Here is a 17,922-nt window from a genome sequence, read left to right on the forward strand (position 1 = left end):
TATAATCTAACTCTCATATGAAACGTAGGGAGCTACTCGGAGCAGGTGCGTTAGCGCTCGTGGGAGGGGGTGCTGCCGTGACAGCCATCGGGGTCGGCCCTTTGGCATCGAAGGAAAGCTCAGGCCCCGCCTATCTCGATCGCGAACCGATCACGTACGAACACGAGCAGCTCTTGCTTCGGGCACCTACGGACGCCGTTTCTCGCGGCGAATCGATCACATTTACACTCGAACATACTGGCGACTCAGACGCTATCAGTGTGGGATGTAACGTGCCGTGGGCCATTCAGGAATACGAGGACGGAGCGTGGAAACACACCGTCTGGACGAAGGGAAAATGGTACCTCCTGTGTGCGACGCTGATTCCTCCGGGTGAAACGTACGATATCACTGTCCCACTGTCATCAACAGCGTTAGTTGAGAGCAGTGTTATTGACGAAGAACAGGCCCCAGTCACGTTCACACCTGGAAAGTATCGGTTCGTCGTGTTTCCGCATCCGCCACTCGCCGTCAACTTCCGCGTGCTTCCGGCAGACTAGACCCTAAAAATACGATGGCAATTCGATATAGCAGACACGTCGATAATAATCCGACCCGGCGCTCAGTCAGCCACCGACACGCCCGTCCGCTCCCGTTTTCGTTCGGCGACGCGGGCCACGAGGACGACGAGGTACACGTCAGCGCCTGCGAGAGCCACGCGTCGCGGGTGCGACGGTGGCTCTCGCCCCACCGAGGTATCTCCAAAGACAAGCTCACACAGTCTCTCAGAGCGTTTCAACTACGCCGAAAGCTGTTTCGGAAACCCGGCCGAGACGCTCTCAAACACGCTCTTCGAGCAACGTTGTGAAATCAACAATGTGCTACGGATGAGCGCTGCCAATACCATCACTTGAAGAGTGAGCGTTCGTTCTCACGCGCCGCACCCTCTGGACCGGATCCCTTGAACCGTCGACAGGATTCGGCGTACTCAGCTGTACTCTGGCTGGCCTGACTGAATAACTGTTGACCCGTTTCGCGGATTCGCCAGAGATAGATATAGGCATTCCACACTCTGCGATCCTCCCAAGTGTATTAACCAATTCTATATTAGACTATTCTGGGTTAGGCTATTCGTTCGTTTTATCTGACTGGCCACCAGCTTTAGGGTATGGAGCAATTCGTGGACCGAGCGGACGAACTCAGCCGACTCCGGGACTGTTACGAGTCGGACGACGCCGACATGGTCGTGATTTTCGGGCGTCGCCGTCTCGGGAAGACCGAACTCGTCCGAGAATCACTTGGCGACCGCGATGACGCGGTCCTCTACCAGGCGACCGAAACCACTCGCCAGATCCAACTGGACGAATTCGTGGATGTGGCTGCGGAGTCGTTTCCAGGGATCGATCGGATCGAGGGCGAGTGGGAGTCGCTACTCGGATACCTCGCTGAGCAGGACGCAGTCATCGTCTTGGACGAATTCCCGTACTTGATTGACGCCGACGAGAGCCTCCCGTCGGTGATCCAGCGATTGTGGGATCAAGAGGTGCGAGAAACCGGAGTGACGCTTATTCTCGTAGGTTCCTCGATTAGCATGATGGAGGAAGCGACTCTCCTCGGGAACAGCCCGCTGTACGGCCGGTTCACCGAGATAATTGATCTCCGACAACTCGATTTTGCAGCTACACGCACGTTCTTCGCCGAGACGTACACCCCCGAACAACTGTTCCTGGCGTGGGGAGTGTTCGGCGGAACGCCGTACTATCTGGACGGCATCGATCTGGATGCTGCTCTTGGAACGGTCATCCAGCAGTCGCTCCTGTCCAGGCAGGGATTCCTCCATGATGAGCCGGAGTACGTGCTTCGGACTGAACTGACGGATCCCAACCGGTACTTCGCTATTCTGAAAGCGATCGCGGCGGGAAATACGACGTCGAACGAGATCGCGCAAACGGTCGGGATCGATAGCAAACAGATTTCGACGTACACGCAGAAACTGGAGCGGCTTCGGTTGGTCGAACGGGCGGTCCCGATAACGGAGGAGAAAACGAAATCACGACGAGGTCGATACCGGATCCTCGATTCGTTGTTCCGATTCTGGTTTCGGTTCGTCTACGGGAACGAAGACCGGTACGAGCGGTTGGGTAGCGACGCGTACGAGTCGGTCATCGAACCGGAGCTGGCGGACTTCGTGAGCCAGACATTCGAGAATCACTGCCAGGATATCCTGCCAGAGCTCTATCCCGAGGAGACGTTCACCGATATCGGCCGGTGGTGGTACAACGAGTACGAAGTGGATGTCGTCGGGCTAACCGTCGACGGGACCATGGTGACGGGCGAGTGCAAATTCACCGCTGCACCACTCGATTACAGCGCGCTCGCCTCACTCGAAGCACACACAGAGGAAATTCGGTGGTCGCCCGATGGGAGGGATGTCGAACACGAATATGCGCTGTTCGCCAGAAATGGATTCACGGACTCTGTTCGAGAGGCAGCTACTGACCGTGACGATCTCCAGTTATTCGACCTTCCACAGATTGTGGATCCGGGAACGTCGATATAGGGCTCCAGAACGGTCGCTAATAGGATCTCCAGTAGAATGCTCTCGCCTGGCAACAACGTCAAAGCACGACCAGACCAGCACCCACGAGAATAGCCATGACCAGTAGCAGGATGCTTCCCGTGAGCAGTGTGTTCTCCATGGCCTTCTCGTAAATCGCCATCTCACCGTATTCGTCGCGGAACGCGTCGAGATTCTCTTCGTCGTAGAAGTACTTCGTTTTCAGCGCGAACCGTTCGGTGACTGCGCAGCCGGTACACACTGGTTCCTGTTCGAGTCGCTCAGTCTTGGTATGCTTTGCACAGCTGATCGCACCGCAGTTCGCGCAGTATGTGTCCGTGTTCGTCGAACCGCTTTTCTCGCAGTGTACGCACCGGTGGATGCCGTCCTCAGTCAGCGACCGACACGCCCGCCCGCTCCCGTTTTCGTTCGGCGACGCGGGCCACGAGGACGACGACGAGCGCGACCACGAGGGGCACGAGCAGCAGTTGCATGGCCGCGCCGGTGTCCGACCCGCTGATGACCCACCCCATGATTGCGGGGGTGATGCCGACGCCAAGCGACGAGGAGATGGCCGAGATGGCAGTGACGGGACCGCTGTGCTGGGGGACGGCGTCGGTGGCGTAGGAGACTAGCATCGGGAAGATGCCCGAGATGAGCGCTCCCATGACGACGACGCCCAGCAGGAGTTCGACGCCCTCGGCGACGAAGAAGGTCACGGCGAAGGTCGGGAGCAACAGGACGAGAATCCCGACGAGGATCGTCAGGTAGCCCACGCGTTCGGAGAGGCGGCCATAGACGAAGCGTCCGGGGACGTAGCCGGCGATCATCACCGACAGCGACAGCGAGGAGAGTGCGGCCGGCGACAGCCCGATCCCGGCGACGCCGTCGGGGAGGACGCCGCCGACGTAGGTCGGCAGCCAGAGGAACAGGCCCCCTTCGACGCCGGTGCCCAGAAACATCACGATCACCATCGCGGCGATCTCGGGCTTTCGCAGGAGGGTCGCGATCTCGCGGCGGTCGAACGGTTCCTCGCTGGTCTCGACGGCGGGTGCGTCGAGTCGCCAGACGACGACCGCCAGCAGCCCCATCCCGACGGCCAGCACGTAGTACACCAGTCGCCAGTCGGCCACGGCGAGGACGACGACGACGCTGACGGGGCCGAGCATCGCGCCGACGGCCCAGATCATATCGTAGTAGCTGTACATTCGCCCGCGGCTGTCGGGATAGAAGTGACTCAGCACCGGGCGGTTCAGTCCCCGCAGGACGCCGTTCATCAGCCCACGCAGCAACATGCCCAGCAGGAACACCGAGAGGAAGGGTGCGACACCCATGCCGAGCATGACGACGGCACTGCCCAGTAGCCCGCCGACGATCAGCCGGTGGGGTTCGAGGTGGCCGGCCCCGAAGCCGACGATCGAGACCGCGACGAGGTAGCCGGCCGTTCCCGCCGGTGCGATCAGGCCCAGTTGCCACGCTGGTGCGTCGAACGCCCGGCCCAGTTCGGGGACGATCGGTCCCCGGACCATCAGCGCGGCGCCGGTCAACGTCATCGTCGCGAACAGTGCGATGGTCCAGAGCCGCCGGTTCGACCTACTCACGCGACACTCACCGTTCGTGGTGGGCGCAGTGGGGTGCCAGTGGCTATCCGTCCGTCCATAGTCGAACTGTTCGGAGCCAACGAGAAAAGTTTTTCCAATAGTACAAGAATCTTCTTGGCATGGGGGAACACCAGATCAGAGAGACGCTGTCGGCGTTCGGTCTCTCCGAGAAGGAGATCGACGCCTACACCGCAGTCCTCGGTCGGGGAGAAGCGACGACGCGGACCGTCTCTGAGGCGGCCGGTGTCTCACAGAGCTACGTGTACGAGATCGCGACCGCACTGGCCCGGCGCGGGCTGGTGACGGTCGACGAGAGTGCGACACCGACGAAGCTGCGCGCCCGACCACCAGAGGAGGCCGTCGACGCGCTGTCGATGCACCTCTCGGAGTTCGAGACCGCGGTCGAGGCAGCGTACAACGAACCGCCCGAAACCGAGACCGGCTTCGAGATCGTCCACGCCAGCCAGACCGTCGAGCGACGGCTCGACCGTCACCTCTCGCAAGCCGACCACGAGGTGTTCGCCATCGTCCCGGCCACGGCCTTCTCGGTGGTCGCCGACGCACTCGCCGACGCCCTCGACCGTGGGATGTTCGTCTACTGCCTGCTCGTCGGTGAGTCCGCCGACACTGCCTTCGCCGACATCGAGAACCCCGGTCAGTACGCTCACGTCGTGCGCACGTGGGATGGTCGGCCGCCGCTGTTCGTCGCGTGCGACGCTGTCGGTGGCGTGCTCGCCTCCCACGGCATCCTCACCAGTCGCCACGGCGACGGCTACGCCATCACGTTCAATCAGCGCGAAGTGGCGGGCGGCTTCTTCGGCAACTACGTCAGCAACGTCTGGCCGATGGGCGAACAGCGCTTCGTCGCCGAACCGCCCGAACTGCCCGCAACCTTCGAGCAGTTCCGCTCGGGCGTGACGACCGCCGCACTGCACACCATGGCCGGCCACGACGTGCTCGCGGACCTCGACGTGGTCGCCATCGACGGCGACGACGCCCGTACCATCGAGGACGCACCGATCCGTGAAGTCCGTCAGAACCTCGTCGCCCCGGCGACCAACGCCTTCCCCATCGAGAACGCGCTGGTCGTCGAGACCGAGGACGGCCTGGCAAGCGTCGGTGGCCGACCGAGCGGTCTCGGTCCCTACTACGAGGAGTACGGTGCCCGCCGCGTGACGATCAAACGGGCCTGATCTGTCTGTGGGATGTCGGCGGCGCTCGCGCCGTCGGTTAGTCGCCGTCGACGGCCGCCATCGCTTCGTCGAGCGTGAAATTCCCCTCGTACAGCGCGCTGCCGACAACGACCGCTGCCGCGCCGGCCGCTTCGAGGGCCTGCACGTCCGCGATGGTCGCGACGCCGCCGCTGGCGATCACTGGGATGTCGACCGCCTCGACCAGTCGCTCGACCGGCTCCGTTCGGACGCCCTCTAGCTGGCCCTCCACGTCCACGTCGGTGAAGAGAATCCCGCCAGCCCCGAGTTCGGCGTAGCGACTCGCGGCCTCGGCCGGATCGAGTCCCGTTCCCTCGGTCCACCCCGAGACGACGACCTCGCCGTCCTTGGCGTCGAGGCTGACGAGGACGCTCTCAGGGTATTCCTTGCTGATCTCGGCGACGATGTCGGGGTTCTCGACCGCCGCGGTCCCGAGGATCACCCGGTCGACGCCCCGATCCAGCAGGGCAATGGCGTCCTCGGCCGTGCGGATGCCACCACCTAGCTGCACGTCCACGGCGACGGCGTCGAGCACGGCGTCGATGGCCTCGCCGTTGACTCGCTCGCCCTCGAAGGCCCCGTCGAGGTCGACCAGATGAAGGGTCTCCGCGCCCGCCTCGACCCACCGCTTGGCGGCCTCGACCGGATCGCCGTAGGTCGTCTCGGTCCCGCGCTCGCCGCCCACCAGCTGGACGACCTGCCCATCCTGCATGTCCACCGCCGGGATCACCGTAAATGCCGGAAACATACCCGTTCGTGGGCGAGCGGGGCGTGAAAGGATGTCGGTGTCTGATTCTTTCGGGTATCGTCACTTCGACTGTCGTTCCCGTCGCCGAAACGGCCGCCACAGAAACACTCCCTGCTGGCAACCGGTGGGGAGAACGTTTTTTATGTCGTCCCGTCGAGACACAGGCATGTCACAGAACGGTCCGGGGCTACTGGCGCGATTTCAGGCGGCCGTCGTCGACGAATCATCGTCGTACCGACAGTTCGTCCGCGCGGCGGGGGTCGCGACGGTCGGTCTGGTGCTGGCCTACATCGTGTTGGCGCTGGGTCTCATCGATCTGAGTCCGGCGGTGGTCTCGACGTTCGAGATCGCGGCGGGTGTGGCCGTCGCGCTGTTCGTCTTGCTGGGGCTGATACAGTTCGTCGTCATCGCACGGGCCTACGAGTACGGCACCGAGCAAGTCGCCCAGACGGCCGAACAACTCGAACAGGCCGCCGAGGAGGTCGAGACCGCCGCGGAGGAGGTCGACGAGACCGTCGAAACCGTCGAGGAGGCGGCGACCGAGGTCGAAACCGCCGCCAAAGACGTCGATCAGGCGACCGAACAGGTCGAGGGGGCGACTCAGCAGGTCGAAGGGGCCGCCGAGTCCGTCGGGGAGACCGACCCTGACACGGCCGAAGACGCGTCCAGTAAGGTCGGTGAGGCCACGGAGCAAGTCGAGGAAGCCACGGAGAAAGTCAGTGAGGCCACGGAGAAAGTCAGCGAGGCGACCGAGAAGACCGACGAGGCCCGCGAGCGAACCGAGGCGGCCAAAGACACTGCCGACGAGGTCAAAGAGACCGTCGAACGCGAACGCGAAGGACTGCCCAAGGCGGACGACACCGACGAGAGCGACGACGACGGAACGGCGTCGACCAGTCGCTGATACGGATTGTTGTAGCGATTTTCCGGTGATCGCCTACCCCGTGGCGACGATCACCGGTGAGCAACGACGATAAACCGTATGAGTCGGGAGCGCCCGTCGCTGTCGGTACTCTTTAACCCGGTCACGCCGTTGCCGGGGGTATGGTCGAAGCGCTTCTCGTCGTGGGTCTCGCCGTCGCTTTTTTCGTCGGCTTCAATATCGGTGGCTCTTCCACCGGAGTCGCCTTCGGGCCAGCGGTCGGTGCGGGTGCGCTGTCGAAGACCACCGCTGCGGGGTTGATGACGCTGTTTTTCCTGCTCGGTGGGGCGACGCTGGGAACCGAGGTCATCGAAACGATGGGTGGGCGAATCGTGCCGAGCGAACAGTTCACGCTGGCCGCAAGCGTCACCGTCCTCTTCTTTATCGGGGCGGCGCTGCTGGTCTCGAACCTCTTTGGGGTGCCAGCTTCCACGTCGATGACGGCCGTCGGCGCGATCGCCGGACTCGGCGTCGCGACGGGCACGATCGACTGGAGCGTGATGGGTGAGATCGTCTCGTGGTGGCTGGTCGCACCGATCACCGCTTTCTGGCTCTGTGCCGTGATCGGGCGATATCTCTACCCGTATCTCGAAGCGTCGTTTGCACTGGAGAGCGACGGCCCAGAGACGACGATGCGCGAGCGGGTCGGGACGGCGCTGGTGCTCGTGATCGCCTGTTACATGGCCTTCTCTGCGGGAGCCTCGAACGCCGCCAACGCGGTCGCACCGCTCGTGGGTAGCAACGACATCGGGGTCTATCCCGGCGTCGGACTGGCGACGGTCGCGGTCGGCGTCGGCGCGTTCACCATCGCACGCCGAACGCTCGACACCGTCGGCGACGGCCTGACGCAGCTGCCGATCCTGGCGGCACTGATCGTCGAGACGGTGAGTGCGACGATCATCACGCTGCTTTCCCAGGCGGGCATTCCGGCCAGTCTGGCGGTGTCGGCGACGATGTGCGTCGTCGGACTCGGCTGGGGTCGGGCCACCCGGACGACGCGACTCGCCGACGCTGCCGGTGCCGCCGTGAGCGGTCCCGGCGACGGCAGCGGAACGGAGATGTCGACCGGTGCGATCGCCGAGGAGTCGGTCGAGGAGCCGGCCGCAAGCGACGGCGGCGAGGGATCGGTCCCCAAGATCGGCGAGGAGGAGCCAGACGACGTGACCGCGGCCGACCTGTTCGATCCATCGGCGACTGGACGGGTCATCATGCTGTGGATCGCCACCCCGACCATCTCGGCGGTCATGTCGTATCTGGTGTTCAGATTCGTCCCGGTTTTCTGAGCATCTTCTATCCACCAGTCGGTCGGAACAGCAAAGTCTAACAGTGCGGGGAGCCAACCGATCGAGTGATGCCCACAGTTGAGTACCTTAACTACGAAGTAGTGGACGACAACGGCTGGGACATGTACGACGACCCGATCTTCGAGGAGGCCGCCGACGCTGGTCTCTCCGACGAGGACTACGGGACGCTGGAAGTCAACGAAGGCGAGTACATCCTCGAAGCCGCCGAGGCACAGGGCTACGACTGGCCCTTCTCGTGTCGTGCCGGTGCCTGCGCGAACTGCGCAGCCATCGTCATCGAGGGTGAGATCGACATGGACATGCAGCAGATTCTCTCCGACGAGGAAGTCGAAGAGAAGAACGTCCGCCTGACCTGTATCGGTAGCGCCGACGCCGAGGAAGTCAAGATCGTCTACAACGCAAAGCACCTCGACTACCTGCAGAACCGCGTTATCTGAGGACGAGGCTTTTCGGCCACGAACGCCGTGGGGGGTGTCCCCCATTTTTCCCGTAAGTGCTAACCCGCTGGACGGATAGCCATCAGGCGTGCCTCTCTCGACGTTCGTGTTTACAGGGACCGTGACCGTTCCCGGACTCGCGCTGACGGCTTCGATCCCGGATTTCCTTCGATTGACTGCCGTGCTGGTCTTTGGCTGGGCGGCTTACCGTGACATCAAGACCCGCCGGGTTCCGACCCGGGCGTGGTATCCACTCACCGCTCTCGCGTTCGCATTGCTGGCGTGGGACGGCTACACCGCTTTCCTCGCCGACGACCGCCTGTTCTTCCTGCAGGTCGCCATCAGCGTCGGCTTCATCATCCCGCTCGTGACGGCCTTCTGGTATATGGGCAGTTTCGGCGGAGCCGACACGAAGGCGTTCTACGTGCTGGCACTGCTGTTCCCGGTCTATCCGGTCTATTATCTCCCGGGGCTTGCCCTGCCGATGCATCCGACGACGGTCGGCGTCTTCTCGCTGACCATCCTCTCGAACACGGTCGTCGCCGGCGCGCTGTACCCGGTCGGGGTCGCCCTCTCGAATCTCCTGCGGGGCCACGTCGGCCTGCCGATGGTGATCGGCCGCCCCATCGCCACCACCGACCTGCCCGAGGAGTACGGAATGTTGCTGGAGACGCCAGATGGGTTCACCCGTCGAGGGCTGGATCTGGACGCCCTGCGGATGTACCTGCGCTGGCGCGAGTGCTCGCTGGCCGAACTGGTGGCCGACCCGGAGCGCTTCCGCGACCCAGACAGCCTCCCGGCCGTCCCCGGCGAGGTCGGTGACGGGAACATACGAGCCGACGGTGGCACGGCAGTCTCTGAGACCGCCGACTACGACGACCCGTGGGGGGCCGCGGCGTTCCTCGACGACATCGAGTCGGGTGCCTACGGGACGACGCCCGAAGGCCTGCGCGACGGGCTGGACGTGCTTGTCGCGGAAGATGAAGTGTGGGTCTCGCCGGGCATCCCCTTCATCGTCCCGACGTTCGCCGGTCTCATCCTCTCGCTGACCTACGGCGACGTGCTCGTGTCGCTGCTCGCGGCGGTGGGGCTTGGGTAATCAATTTCCAGTGACTGATCCTCGTTTTCCCGGGCGACCGCACATCGTCCTGGGACCACTCTAGTACATACTGATACGGCCCCGTACCACGTGCAGCACCAGCGGATGCAACTCTGTTGAATGGCGGTGTTGGCCCAGGCGGTCGAAATCTGGGTCGGCTTGTCAGAGGATGATACCAGTGATATTAACACCAGTATCGCTCTTCGTTGCCCCAGTCGCCGTCGTTCAACAGAGCAGTTCTGTCGAATTTAGATACTGCCTGGCTTGCTACCTATCCTATAGAATTAATCGCTGAGAATTAATCGCTGAAGATTATCCTCTATACCCATCGATCATCCCCGACTGTAATACTGTGTGAATATTCAGGATTAATTTGGTTCAGACAGCTTATAGTATCGCATGTCACCGTGTGGGTCTGTCGAATATCAAAATTCAGGTCACTGACGCCTGACAGATAGATCTCGAACCGCTGGAATGACATAGCTGTAGACTGATCGAGAACCGAGAAGTTTGCGTGTTCAGTAGTACGCTCACTTCCCCCGTTACTGAACGTATCAGCCACTGCAGTGGCAAATTCACCTATCGATATTACAGTACCCACACTTGTACCCACGGTCTCGTCCAGCAGGCTAATGCCGAGATTAATCGACGCCTCAGCTAGCTGTCCGAAATCATTGTCATTCGCCTCGTCCGGATCGTATTGTGAGTACCAATTGGGGATCTCGGCGAAGTTGAATTGCTCTTCTTCGTCTTTATTGTACTCGATGGCGTGGGAATGCGTGCGCAGTGTTGGCTTGCTAACACCATCTGGTCGAGAACCAACATGTTGGACGTCAGTGCCGGAGACAATGTCTACATAATACGACTCGGAACGTGAATTATCGTTCTCTGCGGACAACACGCGTATGGTCTGAGCGTAGCCAATCTCAATTTCTTCATCAGGATGCTCGTCTGGGGCGTACTCTATTTTTTCTGTATTCTTGTTTTCGTATTCATACGGTATCTCCCATTCGTGCACATATTTATCTGAATCCGCCGAGGCTGTTCCAGCTGTTGATGCGAGGAGGGAACTAGCTGCGATACCGGTAAGCATTCCAGTCGCATTATCCTTGAGGAATTCTCTTCTACTTCTGCTATTTTCTGTCATCCAGTTTTGCTTTTTAATTGACCAGACATAAAAATTATGGTCGGGTGTGCTTGCCACCGAGGACGAAGTGTGGGTCTCGCCGGGCATCCCCTTCATCGTCCCGACGTTCGCCGGTCTCGTCCTCTCGCTGACCTACGGCGACGTGCTGGTCTCCTTACTCGCGGCGGTGGGGCTTGGGTAGCCAAAGACCTATCCGCCCCACACGCGTCCCCCCATCTATGACCGACGTGGCACTCGCGTTCGACGAGCAGGACCTCCTGCCGGCGGTCGCACAGGACGCCGAGACAGGCGAGGTCCTCATGCTCGCCTACGTCTCGGAAGCGGCCCTCCAGCAGTCCCGTGAGACCGGCTACGCCCACTACTACTCGCGCAGCCGTGACGAACTCTGGAAGAAGGGCGGCTCCAGCGGCCACACACAGGAGATCGAGGAGATACGCGTCGACTGCGACGGCGACGCCATTCTCTATCTCGTCGAGCAGGCGGGCGGGGCCTGTCACACGGGCTATCGCTCCTGTTTCTATCGCACGGTCGACGGCGAGGACGTGGGCGAGCAGGTGTTCGATCCCGACGCTGTCTACGAGTAGGATGGCCCAGCACGACACCGACACCCACCCAGTCACGCGACTCGAACGAGCCGATGCCGACCGGCGAGAGGCCCGCAAGCGGGTCGATGCAGTCGGCCCCGGCCGGAGTGATGGGCCGACCGGCGAAGCGCTGTTGCGGAGCCTTCGGGACGCGTGCTCGGACCTGCGCTCGCTGCTCGTCGAGTACGAGGACCGGGCGACCGGCGACGGCGACTTCGCCGCGTTCATCGAGTTTCAGGACCGGATCGCACACTTCACCAACGATCTCCACGAGGACCTGCCCGAGCGCGAGACGTTCGAGGACATCGACGAGCGCCTCCAGCAGCGCCGGCTGACTGAGGACGACTTCGCTGCGGTCCGTGAGCGCATCGACGTGGCCGCGGACGCCCTCGCGCCGCTCGACGACTGGGAGGACGCCCGTGAGCGCTACGAACAGGCGCGATTGGATGCCACGCGCCGCCTCGACGAAGTCGCGGATCGGATCGCCGACTGCGAACGGCTGATCGAACTCGGCGACGCTGATCTGGACGCTCCGACCGAGCGCCTGCGAGAACCGATCGAGCGCTACGACGAGGCGGTCACCGAGGCGTTTCGCGAGTACCGGGCCAGCGAGTCCGCCCGCGAGGTCCTCGCCCTCGTCGAAACGACGACGCTGTACCCGCTGGTGGCGTTCCAGCACCCGCCGGAGGACCTGCTCGACTACGTCGACTCCTATCCCGCAGGGACGGAACCGATCCCGCAGTTGCTCGACTACGCCGACTACTCGCCGTCGAAACTGGACCACTACGTCGACGCGCCTGACGCGCTCAAGCGCAACGTGGCGACCCAGCGGACCTACCTCCAGCGCCTCGACGCCGAGCCGTTGACCGTCGGCTGGCCGCCGCCGGCCGCCGAGACCTTGCGGTTTCAGTGTAACGAGCGGCTCTCGGTGGTCGATCGGTTCGCCTCCGACGTGGTCGAGGACCTCCGGGCAGTCAGGGAACTGACCCGTCGCGAGGACTACGATCGGCTCCAGACCAGCGCCGTCGCTCGCGAGCAGTTGCACGACGTGGAACGCGAGCGACTGCGGTCGGGTGCGGTCGCGGACGAACGTGACGATCTGCGAGCCGAGCGCGAATCGATCAGCGAGGCGCTTTCGACGTACCCGCCGCTGTAGTCCGGTCGATCAGACCGTCTCGCCGGCCTGCTGGACTGCGTCGCCGAACACGGCAAGGAGTTCCTCGGCTCGTTCCTCGGTGCGTGCCTCGGCGTAGATCCGAATCACTGGCTCGGTCCCAGATGGCCGGGCCAGCACCCAGCCGTCCCCGTAGTTCAGCCGCCAGCCGTCGGTCGTATCGAGGTCCGCGACGGCTCCGTAGGCGGCGTCTTCGATGGCGTCGAGCATCGCCGAGCGCTCGCGCTCGTCGTCGTACTCGACCGTCCGGCGGACGTTGACGTAGTCGTCGAAGCGTGCGGCGATCTGGCTCGCGGGCTGCGCTGCGACGAGTTCGAGGAACTTCCCGGCCGTGTAGGCTCCGTCGCGGGCGATCCGGTAGCCCGGGAAGATGATCCCGCCGTTGCCTTCGCCCGCGACGCTTACGGTCTCGCCCTCGGACTGGCGCTCCTGAATGCGGCTGATGAGGTACGTCGAGCCGATCCGGGTCAGCGTCAGGTCGGCGTCGGCGGCTTCGGCCACGTCGACGAGGCGCTGGGAGGCGTTGACCGCGGAGACGACGGTGTCACCGGGATCGACGACCGCCTCGACCAGCGCCGCGAGTGCGGCGTCACCGTTGATCATCGCGCCGGTCTCGTCGACGAAGACGGCCCGATCCGCGTCCCCGTCGTGGGCGATGCCCACGTCGGCGTCCGTCGAGCGGACGTACTCTCGCAGGTCGCCGAGGTGTCGCTCGACGGGTTCGGGGTCTCGACCGGGGAAGTGCCCGTCCGGCTGGGCGTTGACCGTGTGGACGGTACAGCCCAGTTCCCGGAGCAAGGGTGGACTGGTGTGACAGCCGGCGCCGTGGCCCGGGTCGACGGCTACAGTCAGGTCGGCGGCGGCGATGGTCTCGCGGTCGACCGCGTCGAGGACGCCGGCGACGTAGTCCTCGGCGGCGCCGTCGATCCGCTCGGTCTGGCCGACTTCGTCCCACGCGACCGTGTCGGCGTCGCCGGCCGCGAGGCGGTCTTCGATCCGGTCGAGTGTGGCTCGCGACAGTTCGACGCCGTCGGCACCGATCAGTTTGACGCCGTTGTACGCCGGTGGATTGTGCGACGCGGTGATCATCACACCGGCCCGGCCCTCGCGAGCGCAGTCGGCCTGTAGTGCCGGCGTCGGCACCTCGCCGAGCAGGGCCACGTCGTGGCCGACGCTCGCCAGTCCACTGGCGGCGGCGTTGGCGAGCATCTCGCCGCTGGTCCGCGTGTCCCGTGCGACCGCGACCGGTCCGTCGAACACCGAACCGGCCGCCTGAGCGATCTGGAGAACGTCGGCCGGCGTCAGCTCCTCGTTTACCACACCCCTGACGCCGCTGGACCCGAAGACGTGCATCTCGGTCGTGTGTCGTGTGCCGACCGGCTTAGGGCTACCGCCTCCGGTCGTGTTGCGGGTGCGCTCTCCGCCCGTCCCCGGTGTCGTCACCTGTCACTCGCCAGCGAGTGATCTTTCGACCGGGGCTGCCGAACGACGTTTAAAATCAACGGCGGCCCAGAATGGTACCGACCCACATACTTTTGCTCGCTCCTGTATAAGATCGATGATGTGAACGCAACAGTCGATCCGGCGTTACTCGACTACGCCCAGGACAAAGTCGCCGTGATCGACCGGGAGGGAACGTTCCTGTACGTCAACCGAGCGGCGAAATCTATCCTCGGGTACGACCCGGACACGCTCCTCGGGGAGAACGCGTTCGAGTACATCCACCCGGAGGATCGGTCTCGCGTTCGCGAGCGGTTCGCCGAGACCATCAGTGTCGAAGACGAGTTCATCGAGAGTAGCGTCGAGTACCGCCACCGCACGGCAGACGGGGACTGGTGCTGGCTGGAGAGTCGCATGTCGAATCTCACGGACTCGGAACTGGGCGGGTACGTCGTCAGTTCCCGAGACATCAGTGCCCGAGTCGCTGCCGAGCGCGCCCGCGACGAAACCGAAGCGCGCCTCCAGCAGCTCGCGGCTCACACTGACGACGTGCTGTGGATGTTCAGTGCCGACTGGTCGGAGGTGCTGTTCGTCAACGACGCCTACGAGACGGTCTACGGTGACTCGATCGAGACCCTCGAAGACGATCCGTCGTCGTTCCTCGAACTCACCCATCCCGACGACCGGCCGGCCGTCGAAGCGGCCGTCCAGTCGCTCACCCACGGTGAATCGGTCGACCTTCAGTATCGCGTCAATCCCGAGGAGAACTACAGTCGCTGGGTCTGGGTGCGGGGCGAACCGGTCGTCCACGACGGGAGCGTGCTCCGGTACGTCGGTTTCACCCGCGACATCTCCGATCAGCGACGACGGGAGCGCCAGCTCGCCGTCGTCGACAATCTCCTGCGCCACAACCTCCGCAACGATCTGACGACGATCCTCGGGCAGGCCCAGACGATCCTCGACGACCCCGAGACCGACCCGATGAAACGCGCCGCCGTCATCCAGCGCGTCGGCGAGAAGATCCTCCAGAAGACCGAGAAACAGCGCGAGACGATTCAGCTGTTCACTTCGCCCGCCCCGTCCCGGCCGATCGACCTCTCTCGGGCGATCGAGGACGCGGTCGCCATCGTCACGACACGATATCCCGATGCGACCATCGAGACGGACTGTCCGCCTGCACTGACGGTGACTGCCATCCCGGAGATCGAAGTGGCGTTCTCGGAGTTGATCGAGAACGCGATCAAACACGCCGACGCTGACGCGCCGACGGTTTGGGTGTCGGCCGAGATCCGTGACGAGTCCGTCGTTGTCGAGATCGCCGACGAGTGCCCGCCCCTGCCCGATTTCGAATATCAGGTGTTGACCGGTGACCACGAGATGAGCGCGGTGTATCACAGCACCGGGCTGGGGCTGTGGCTCGTCTACTGGGTCGTCGACCTCTCTGACGGCCGTATCGACTTCGCCACGAACGAGGACGCGGGCAACACGATCACGGTGTCGGTACCGCTGTCACGCAGTCCAGTCGAGCAGTAACCGTTACGGTCGCTCGTCCACGCTATCCGTGTATGAGTGATCTCCCCGACGAGTTCTCCTGTACCATCACCGACTGGGAGTACATCTACGGCCTGTGTCGCGAGGTCGCAGACGACGTAAAGACCGCGGACTTCGAGCCGGACGTGGTCGTCGCGCTGGCCCGCGGCGGTTGGTTCGGTGGGCGCTGTCTCTGTGACTTCCTCGGGCTGGACGATCTGACGAGCCTGAAGGTCGAACACTACGTCGGGACGGCCCAGTCCGGCGACGAAGCGACGATCAAGTATCCGATGCCCGACGACTCCGTGGCGGGTAAGGACGTACTGGTCGTCGACGACATCGCCGACACCGGCCAGTCGATCCAGACCGCTGCAGCGTACGTCCGCGAGTCGGGCGCGGCCAGCGTGCGGACGGCGACGTTGCAGTTGCTCGACACCAGCGAGCACGACCCGGATTTCGTCGGGGAGCGTCTGGAGGAGTGGACCTGGGTCGTCTACCCCTGGAACTTCGTCGAGGACATGATCGAACTGCTCGCCGGTCTCATGGAGAAAAGCGACCAGCAGGTCCACCACGAGGACGACCTGCGGCACCTGTTTCGGGCGTATCACGGCGTCGACCGCATCCAGATGGAGATCGCCCAGCCTGACCGACTCGACGAGGTGCTCACTGAGATGGAGCGCCGAGACGTGATCGAGTGGGCCGGTGATGGGTGGCGACTGCTCGACTGACGCGATTGCTGTGACCGCGTGACGCTCGGGGCGAGACTGCGTTCTCTGTCCTCGCGAGTGGCGTCGCTGTCGCGTGGGTCTCCCCCGCGTCGCAACGGCGGACAGTCTGGAGAACGCCGATCCGTTAGTTATCTAATTGAGCTGTAAATTAATTAAGTACTTGAAATAAATTTTATATCTCCAGAAAATGTCGTCCAGAACGAAGATGCGTCAAAACGAAAACTCGACAGTGGATGCTCACCGGGACGAAATCGACGCCGCAGTCGACGACGGCGGCGGCTGTGTCGAAGCGTGGTCGTCGCTGAACGACGTGCGCAACGGCGGGCAAACGAGCGTCGACCGACGCGCGGCGATCAAGATCGTCGGCGGCAGCGTCGGCGCGCTGATCGGCATCGGTTCGGCGTCCGCGGACGAATCGGCGTCGTCGTCCGAGGACCCCATCGACCTCGAAGTCCTCTCGGGGAGCGACGAGCGCAGCGCCGTCTCGACGGCCCTCACGTCGCGCGTGTACCAGCAACTCAGTGATCGGGTGCGGGCCGAACAATCCCTCTTCCCGGACACCGCCGACACGACGGCCGTCCGCGTCGAGGATCAGGACGGGACCCCCCACGAGATCGTGGGCATCGCCCTCCGGTCGGCGACCGACGAGTCGGGCGACGGAACGGAGTCGAGTGACGGGGACGGATCGGAGCACGGGTCCGACAGCGAGACGGGTCACGACAGCATCGCCGTCGTGATCAAGGACGGGACCGCGATCTCGGGACGCGCGATCGTGACCGAGCGCGACGACGGTGGCGAAGAACTGGCAGCCGAGGAGGCAGACGCCGTCGACTTCACGGTCTCGTCGACGACGTACTACACCGACGACGGCGACGTTCGGTCGGGATCGGCGAGCGCCGCCGTTGCCCTCGATCCGGATTCGGACGCCGGGTCCGTTCCGTCGACGGAGGACATCTCTACCGCCGAATCGAACATCTGCTGGGCGTGTACGACGATCGGGAACTCCGTCTGTGCGCTGGGGTGTTCGGTCGGCGCTGCCCTGATCTGCGCCGCGGCAGGACTGGCAGGGGGCGCACCCGGTATCGCGTGTGGTGCGATCGTCGGCACGCTCTGTGGTATCTTCGCGGCGGCACAGGACCGGTTCGCCGGCGCAGGCTGTGGCGCAGACTACGGCATCGAAGCGGCGTGTTACTACGGGGACTACTGCGAGGACAACCCACTCGACACGCAACCGATATAACGACTGTGTCTGAGAGACTCTGCCACGCATGAACCGACGCGACCTCGCGACGGCGGCGATCACGGTCCTGATCTTCACAGTCGCGTACCTCGGGATCGGACGACTCTTCGATTGGCCCGTCGCCAGTTCGCTCGTCGTCGGTCTCGTCGGCGGCATCGGGTTCGTGCTGGCCCAGCGAATCGTCGCCAGTCGTCGCGACTGACGCCCAGTCACTGTTCGTC

Annotated in this window: 17 protein-coding genes and 3 pseudogenes; 15 read left to right on the plus strand and 5 right to left on the minus strand. The window is 63.5% G+C overall.

Annotated elements, in window-relative coordinates; translation table 11 throughout:
* Positions 1 to 77 precede the first annotated feature (77 nt).
* From AC5FRW_RS04865 to AC5FRW_RS04875, 3 genes and pseudogenes are all read left to right on the plus strand, one after another.
* A complete protein-coding gene (locus AC5FRW_RS04865; RefSeq protein ID WP_493567302.1) occupies positions 78 to 539 on the plus strand; it encodes a hypothetical protein in 462 nt (153 codons plus the stop codon).
* A 122-nt stretch (positions 540 to 661) separates the two neighbouring features.
* Positions 662 to 847: pseudogene (locus AC5FRW_RS04870) on the plus strand (IS1595 family transposase); the annotation flags it as partial.
* A gap of 300 nt (positions 848 to 1,147) precedes the next feature.
* Complete coding sequence (locus AC5FRW_RS04875; protein WP_493567303.1) at positions 1,148 to 2,539, plus strand: ATP-binding protein; 1,392 nt, start codon at positions 1,148 to 1,150, stop codon at positions 2,537 to 2,539.
* Positions 2,540 to 2,597: 58 nt separating this feature from the next.
* On the opposite strand, the pseudogene AC5FRW_RS04880 reads toward AC5FRW_RS04875, so the two are convergent.
* Positions 2,598 to 2,969, minus strand: a pseudogene (locus AC5FRW_RS04880) (restriction endonuclease); the annotation flags it as partial.
* Complete coding sequence (locus AC5FRW_RS04885; RefSeq protein ID WP_493567304.1) at positions 2,926 to 4,137, minus strand: MFS transporter; 1,212 nt, start codon at positions 4,135 to 4,137, stop codon at positions 2,926 to 2,928. The gene AC5FRW_RS04885 and the pseudogene AC5FRW_RS04880, both read right to left, overlap by 44 nt.
* Positions 4,138 to 4,256: 119 nt before the next feature.
* On the opposite strand from AC5FRW_RS04885, the gene AC5FRW_RS04890 reads away from it, so the two are divergent.
* Positions 4,257 to 5,330, plus strand: a complete 1,074-nt coding sequence (locus tag AC5FRW_RS04890) for a TrmB family transcriptional regulator (protein WP_493567305.1) — start codon at positions 4,257 to 4,259, stop codon at positions 5,328 to 5,330.
* Between the two features lie 37 nt (positions 5,331 to 5,367).
* Here AC5FRW_RS04890 and hisA read toward each other — a convergent pair whose 3' ends face one another.
* Complete coding sequence (gene hisA, locus AC5FRW_RS04895) at positions 5,368 to 6,096, minus strand: 1-(5-phosphoribosyl)-5-[(5-phosphoribosylamino)methylideneamino]imidazole-4-carboxamide isomerase (RefSeq protein WP_493567306.1); 729 nt, start codon at positions 6,094 to 6,096, stop codon at positions 5,368 to 5,370.
* Between the two features lie 166 nt (positions 6,097 to 6,262).
* On the opposite strand from hisA, the gene AC5FRW_RS04900 reads away from it, so the two are divergent.
* The 4 genes from AC5FRW_RS04900 (at position 6,263) to AC5FRW_RS04915 (ending at position 9,858) form a co-directional block, all read left to right on the plus strand.
* Positions 6,263 to 7,000 carry an alanine-zipper protein gene (locus AC5FRW_RS04900; protein ID WP_493567307.1) on the plus strand — a complete coding sequence of 246 codons (738 nt, stop codon included), beginning with the start codon at positions 6,263 to 6,265 and terminating at the stop codon, positions 6,998 to 7,000.
* A 140-nt stretch (positions 7,001 to 7,140) separates the two neighbouring features.
* Positions 7,141 to 8,301, plus strand: a complete 1,161-nt coding sequence (locus AC5FRW_RS04905) for an inorganic phosphate transporter (protein ID WP_493567308.1) — start codon at positions 7,141 to 7,143, stop codon at positions 8,299 to 8,301.
* A gap of 68 nt (positions 8,302 to 8,369) precedes the next feature.
* Positions 8,370 to 8,759, plus strand: a complete 390-nt coding sequence (gene fer / locus AC5FRW_RS04910; protein WP_493567309.1) for a ferredoxin Fer — start codon at positions 8,370 to 8,372, stop codon at positions 8,757 to 8,759.
* Positions 8,760 to 8,901: 142 nt separating this feature from the next.
* A complete protein-coding gene (locus AC5FRW_RS04915; RefSeq protein ID WP_493567383.1) occupies positions 8,902 to 9,858 on the plus strand; it encodes a prepilin peptidase in 957 nt (318 codons plus the stop codon).
* 319 nt (positions 9,859 to 10,177) lie between these two features.
* Here the strand turns inward: AC5FRW_RS04915 and AC5FRW_RS04920 are convergent, their stop codons facing one another.
* The gene (locus tag AC5FRW_RS04920; RefSeq protein WP_493567310.1) at positions 10,178 to 11,005 is read right to left on the minus strand and encodes a hypothetical protein; all 828 of its coding nucleotides are present in this window, start codon (positions 11,003 to 11,005) and stop codon (positions 10,178 to 10,180) included.
* Positions 11,006 to 11,051: 46 nt separating this feature from the next.
* Between AC5FRW_RS04920 and AC5FRW_RS04925 the strand changes: the two are divergent.
* The 3 genes and pseudogenes from AC5FRW_RS04925 to AC5FRW_RS04935 all read left to right on the plus strand — a co-directional run.
* Positions 11,052 to 11,186 (plus strand): annotated as a pseudogene (locus tag AC5FRW_RS04925) (A24 family peptidase C-terminal domain-containing protein); the annotation flags it as partial.
* Positions 11,187 to 11,223: 37 nt separating this feature from the next.
* Entirely contained in the window at positions 11,224 to 11,589 is a 366-nt protein-coding gene (gene hisI / locus AC5FRW_RS04930; RefSeq protein ID WP_493567311.1) for a phosphoribosyl-AMP cyclohydrolase, read from the plus strand.
* Between the two features lies 1 nt (position 11,590).
* Positions 11,591 to 12,745, plus strand: coding sequence for a DUF7118 family protein (locus tag AC5FRW_RS04935; protein ID WP_493567312.1), 1,155 nt, complete (start codon positions 11,591 to 11,593; stop codon positions 12,743 to 12,745).
* 9 nt (positions 12,746 to 12,754) lie between these two features.
* Here AC5FRW_RS04935 and glmM read toward each other — a convergent pair whose 3' ends face one another.
* Positions 12,755 to 14,116 (minus strand): phosphoglucosamine mutase, encoded by a 1,362-nt coding sequence (gene glmM / locus AC5FRW_RS04940; protein WP_493567313.1) that lies wholly within the window; start codon positions 14,114 to 14,116, stop codon positions 12,755 to 12,757.
* Positions 14,117 to 14,326: 210 nt separating this feature from the next.
* On the opposite strand from glmM, the gene AC5FRW_RS04945 reads away from it, so the two are divergent.
* From AC5FRW_RS04945 to AC5FRW_RS04960, 4 genes are all read left to right on the plus strand, one after another.
* Complete coding sequence (locus AC5FRW_RS04945) at positions 14,327 to 15,736, plus strand: PAS domain-containing sensor histidine kinase (protein ID WP_493567314.1); 1,410 nt, start codon at positions 14,327 to 14,329, stop codon at positions 15,734 to 15,736.
* Positions 15,737 to 15,768: 32 nt separating this feature from the next.
* Entirely contained in the window at positions 15,769 to 16,461 is a 693-nt protein-coding gene (locus tag AC5FRW_RS04950; RefSeq protein WP_493567315.1) for a phosphoribosyltransferase, read from the plus strand.
* A 205-nt stretch (positions 16,462 to 16,666) separates the two neighbouring features.
* Positions 16,667 to 17,701, plus strand: a complete 1,035-nt coding sequence (locus tag AC5FRW_RS04955) for a hypothetical protein (protein WP_493567316.1) — start codon at positions 16,667 to 16,669, stop codon at positions 17,699 to 17,701.
* A 28-nt stretch (positions 17,702 to 17,729) separates the two neighbouring features.
* Complete coding sequence (locus tag AC5FRW_RS04960) at positions 17,730 to 17,903, plus strand: hypothetical protein (protein ID WP_493567317.1); 174 nt, start codon at positions 17,730 to 17,732, stop codon at positions 17,901 to 17,903.
* The last annotated feature ends 19 nt before the right edge of the window (positions 17,904 to 17,922 follow it).

The sequence above is a fragment of the Halomicrobium sp. HArcht3-1 genome (assembly GCF_058933345.1).

What these genes read in the sequence shown, in the direction of transcription:
- AC5FRW_RS04935 (WP_493567312.1), top strand. Translation starts at nt 11,591, where the DNA reads ATGGCCCAGCACGACACCGACACCCACCCAGTCACGCGACTCGAACGA.
- AC5FRW_RS04955 (WP_493567316.1), top strand. Translation starts at nt 16,667, where the DNA reads ATGCGTCAAAACGAAAACTCGACAGTGGATGCTCACCGGGACGAAATC.
- fer (WP_493567309.1), top strand. Translation starts at nt 8,370, where the DNA reads ATGCCCACAGTTGAGTACCTTAACTACGAAGTAGTGGACGACAACGGC.
- AC5FRW_RS04905 (WP_493567308.1), top strand. Translation starts at nt 7,141, where the DNA reads ATGGTCGAAGCGCTTCTCGTCGTGGGTCTCGCCGTCGCTTTTTTCGTC.
- AC5FRW_RS04960 (WP_493567317.1), top strand. Translation starts at nt 17,730, where the DNA reads ATGAACCGACGCGACCTCGCGACGGCGGCGATCACGGTCCTGATCTTC.
- AC5FRW_RS04875 (WP_493567303.1), top strand. Translation starts at nt 1,148, where the DNA reads ATGGAGCAATTCGTGGACCGAGCGGACGAACTCAGCCGACTCCGGGAC.
- hisI (WP_493567311.1), top strand. Translation starts at nt 11,224, where the DNA reads ATGACCGACGTGGCACTCGCGTTCGACGAGCAGGACCTCCTGCCGGCG.
- AC5FRW_RS04890 (WP_493567305.1), top strand. Translation starts at nt 4,257, where the DNA reads ATGGGGGAACACCAGATCAGAGAGACGCTGTCGGCGTTCGGTCTCTCC.
- AC5FRW_RS04950 (WP_493567315.1), top strand. Translation starts at nt 15,769, where the DNA reads ATGAGTGATCTCCCCGACGAGTTCTCCTGTACCATCACCGACTGGGAG.
- AC5FRW_RS04920 (WP_493567310.1), bottom strand. Translation starts at nt 11,005, where the DNA reads ATGACAGAAAATAGCAGAAGTAGAAGAGAATTCCTCAAGGATAATGCG.
- AC5FRW_RS04900 (WP_493567307.1), top strand. Translation starts at nt 6,263, where the DNA reads ATGTCACAGAACGGTCCGGGGCTACTGGCGCGATTTCAGGCGGCCGTC.
- glmM (WP_493567313.1), bottom strand. Translation starts at nt 14,116, where the DNA reads ATGCACGTCTTCGGGTCCAGCGGCGTCAGGGGTGTGGTAAACGAGGAG.
- hisA (WP_493567306.1), bottom strand. Translation starts at nt 6,096, where the DNA reads ATGTTTCCGGCATTTACGGTGATCCCGGCGGTGGACATGCAGGATGGG.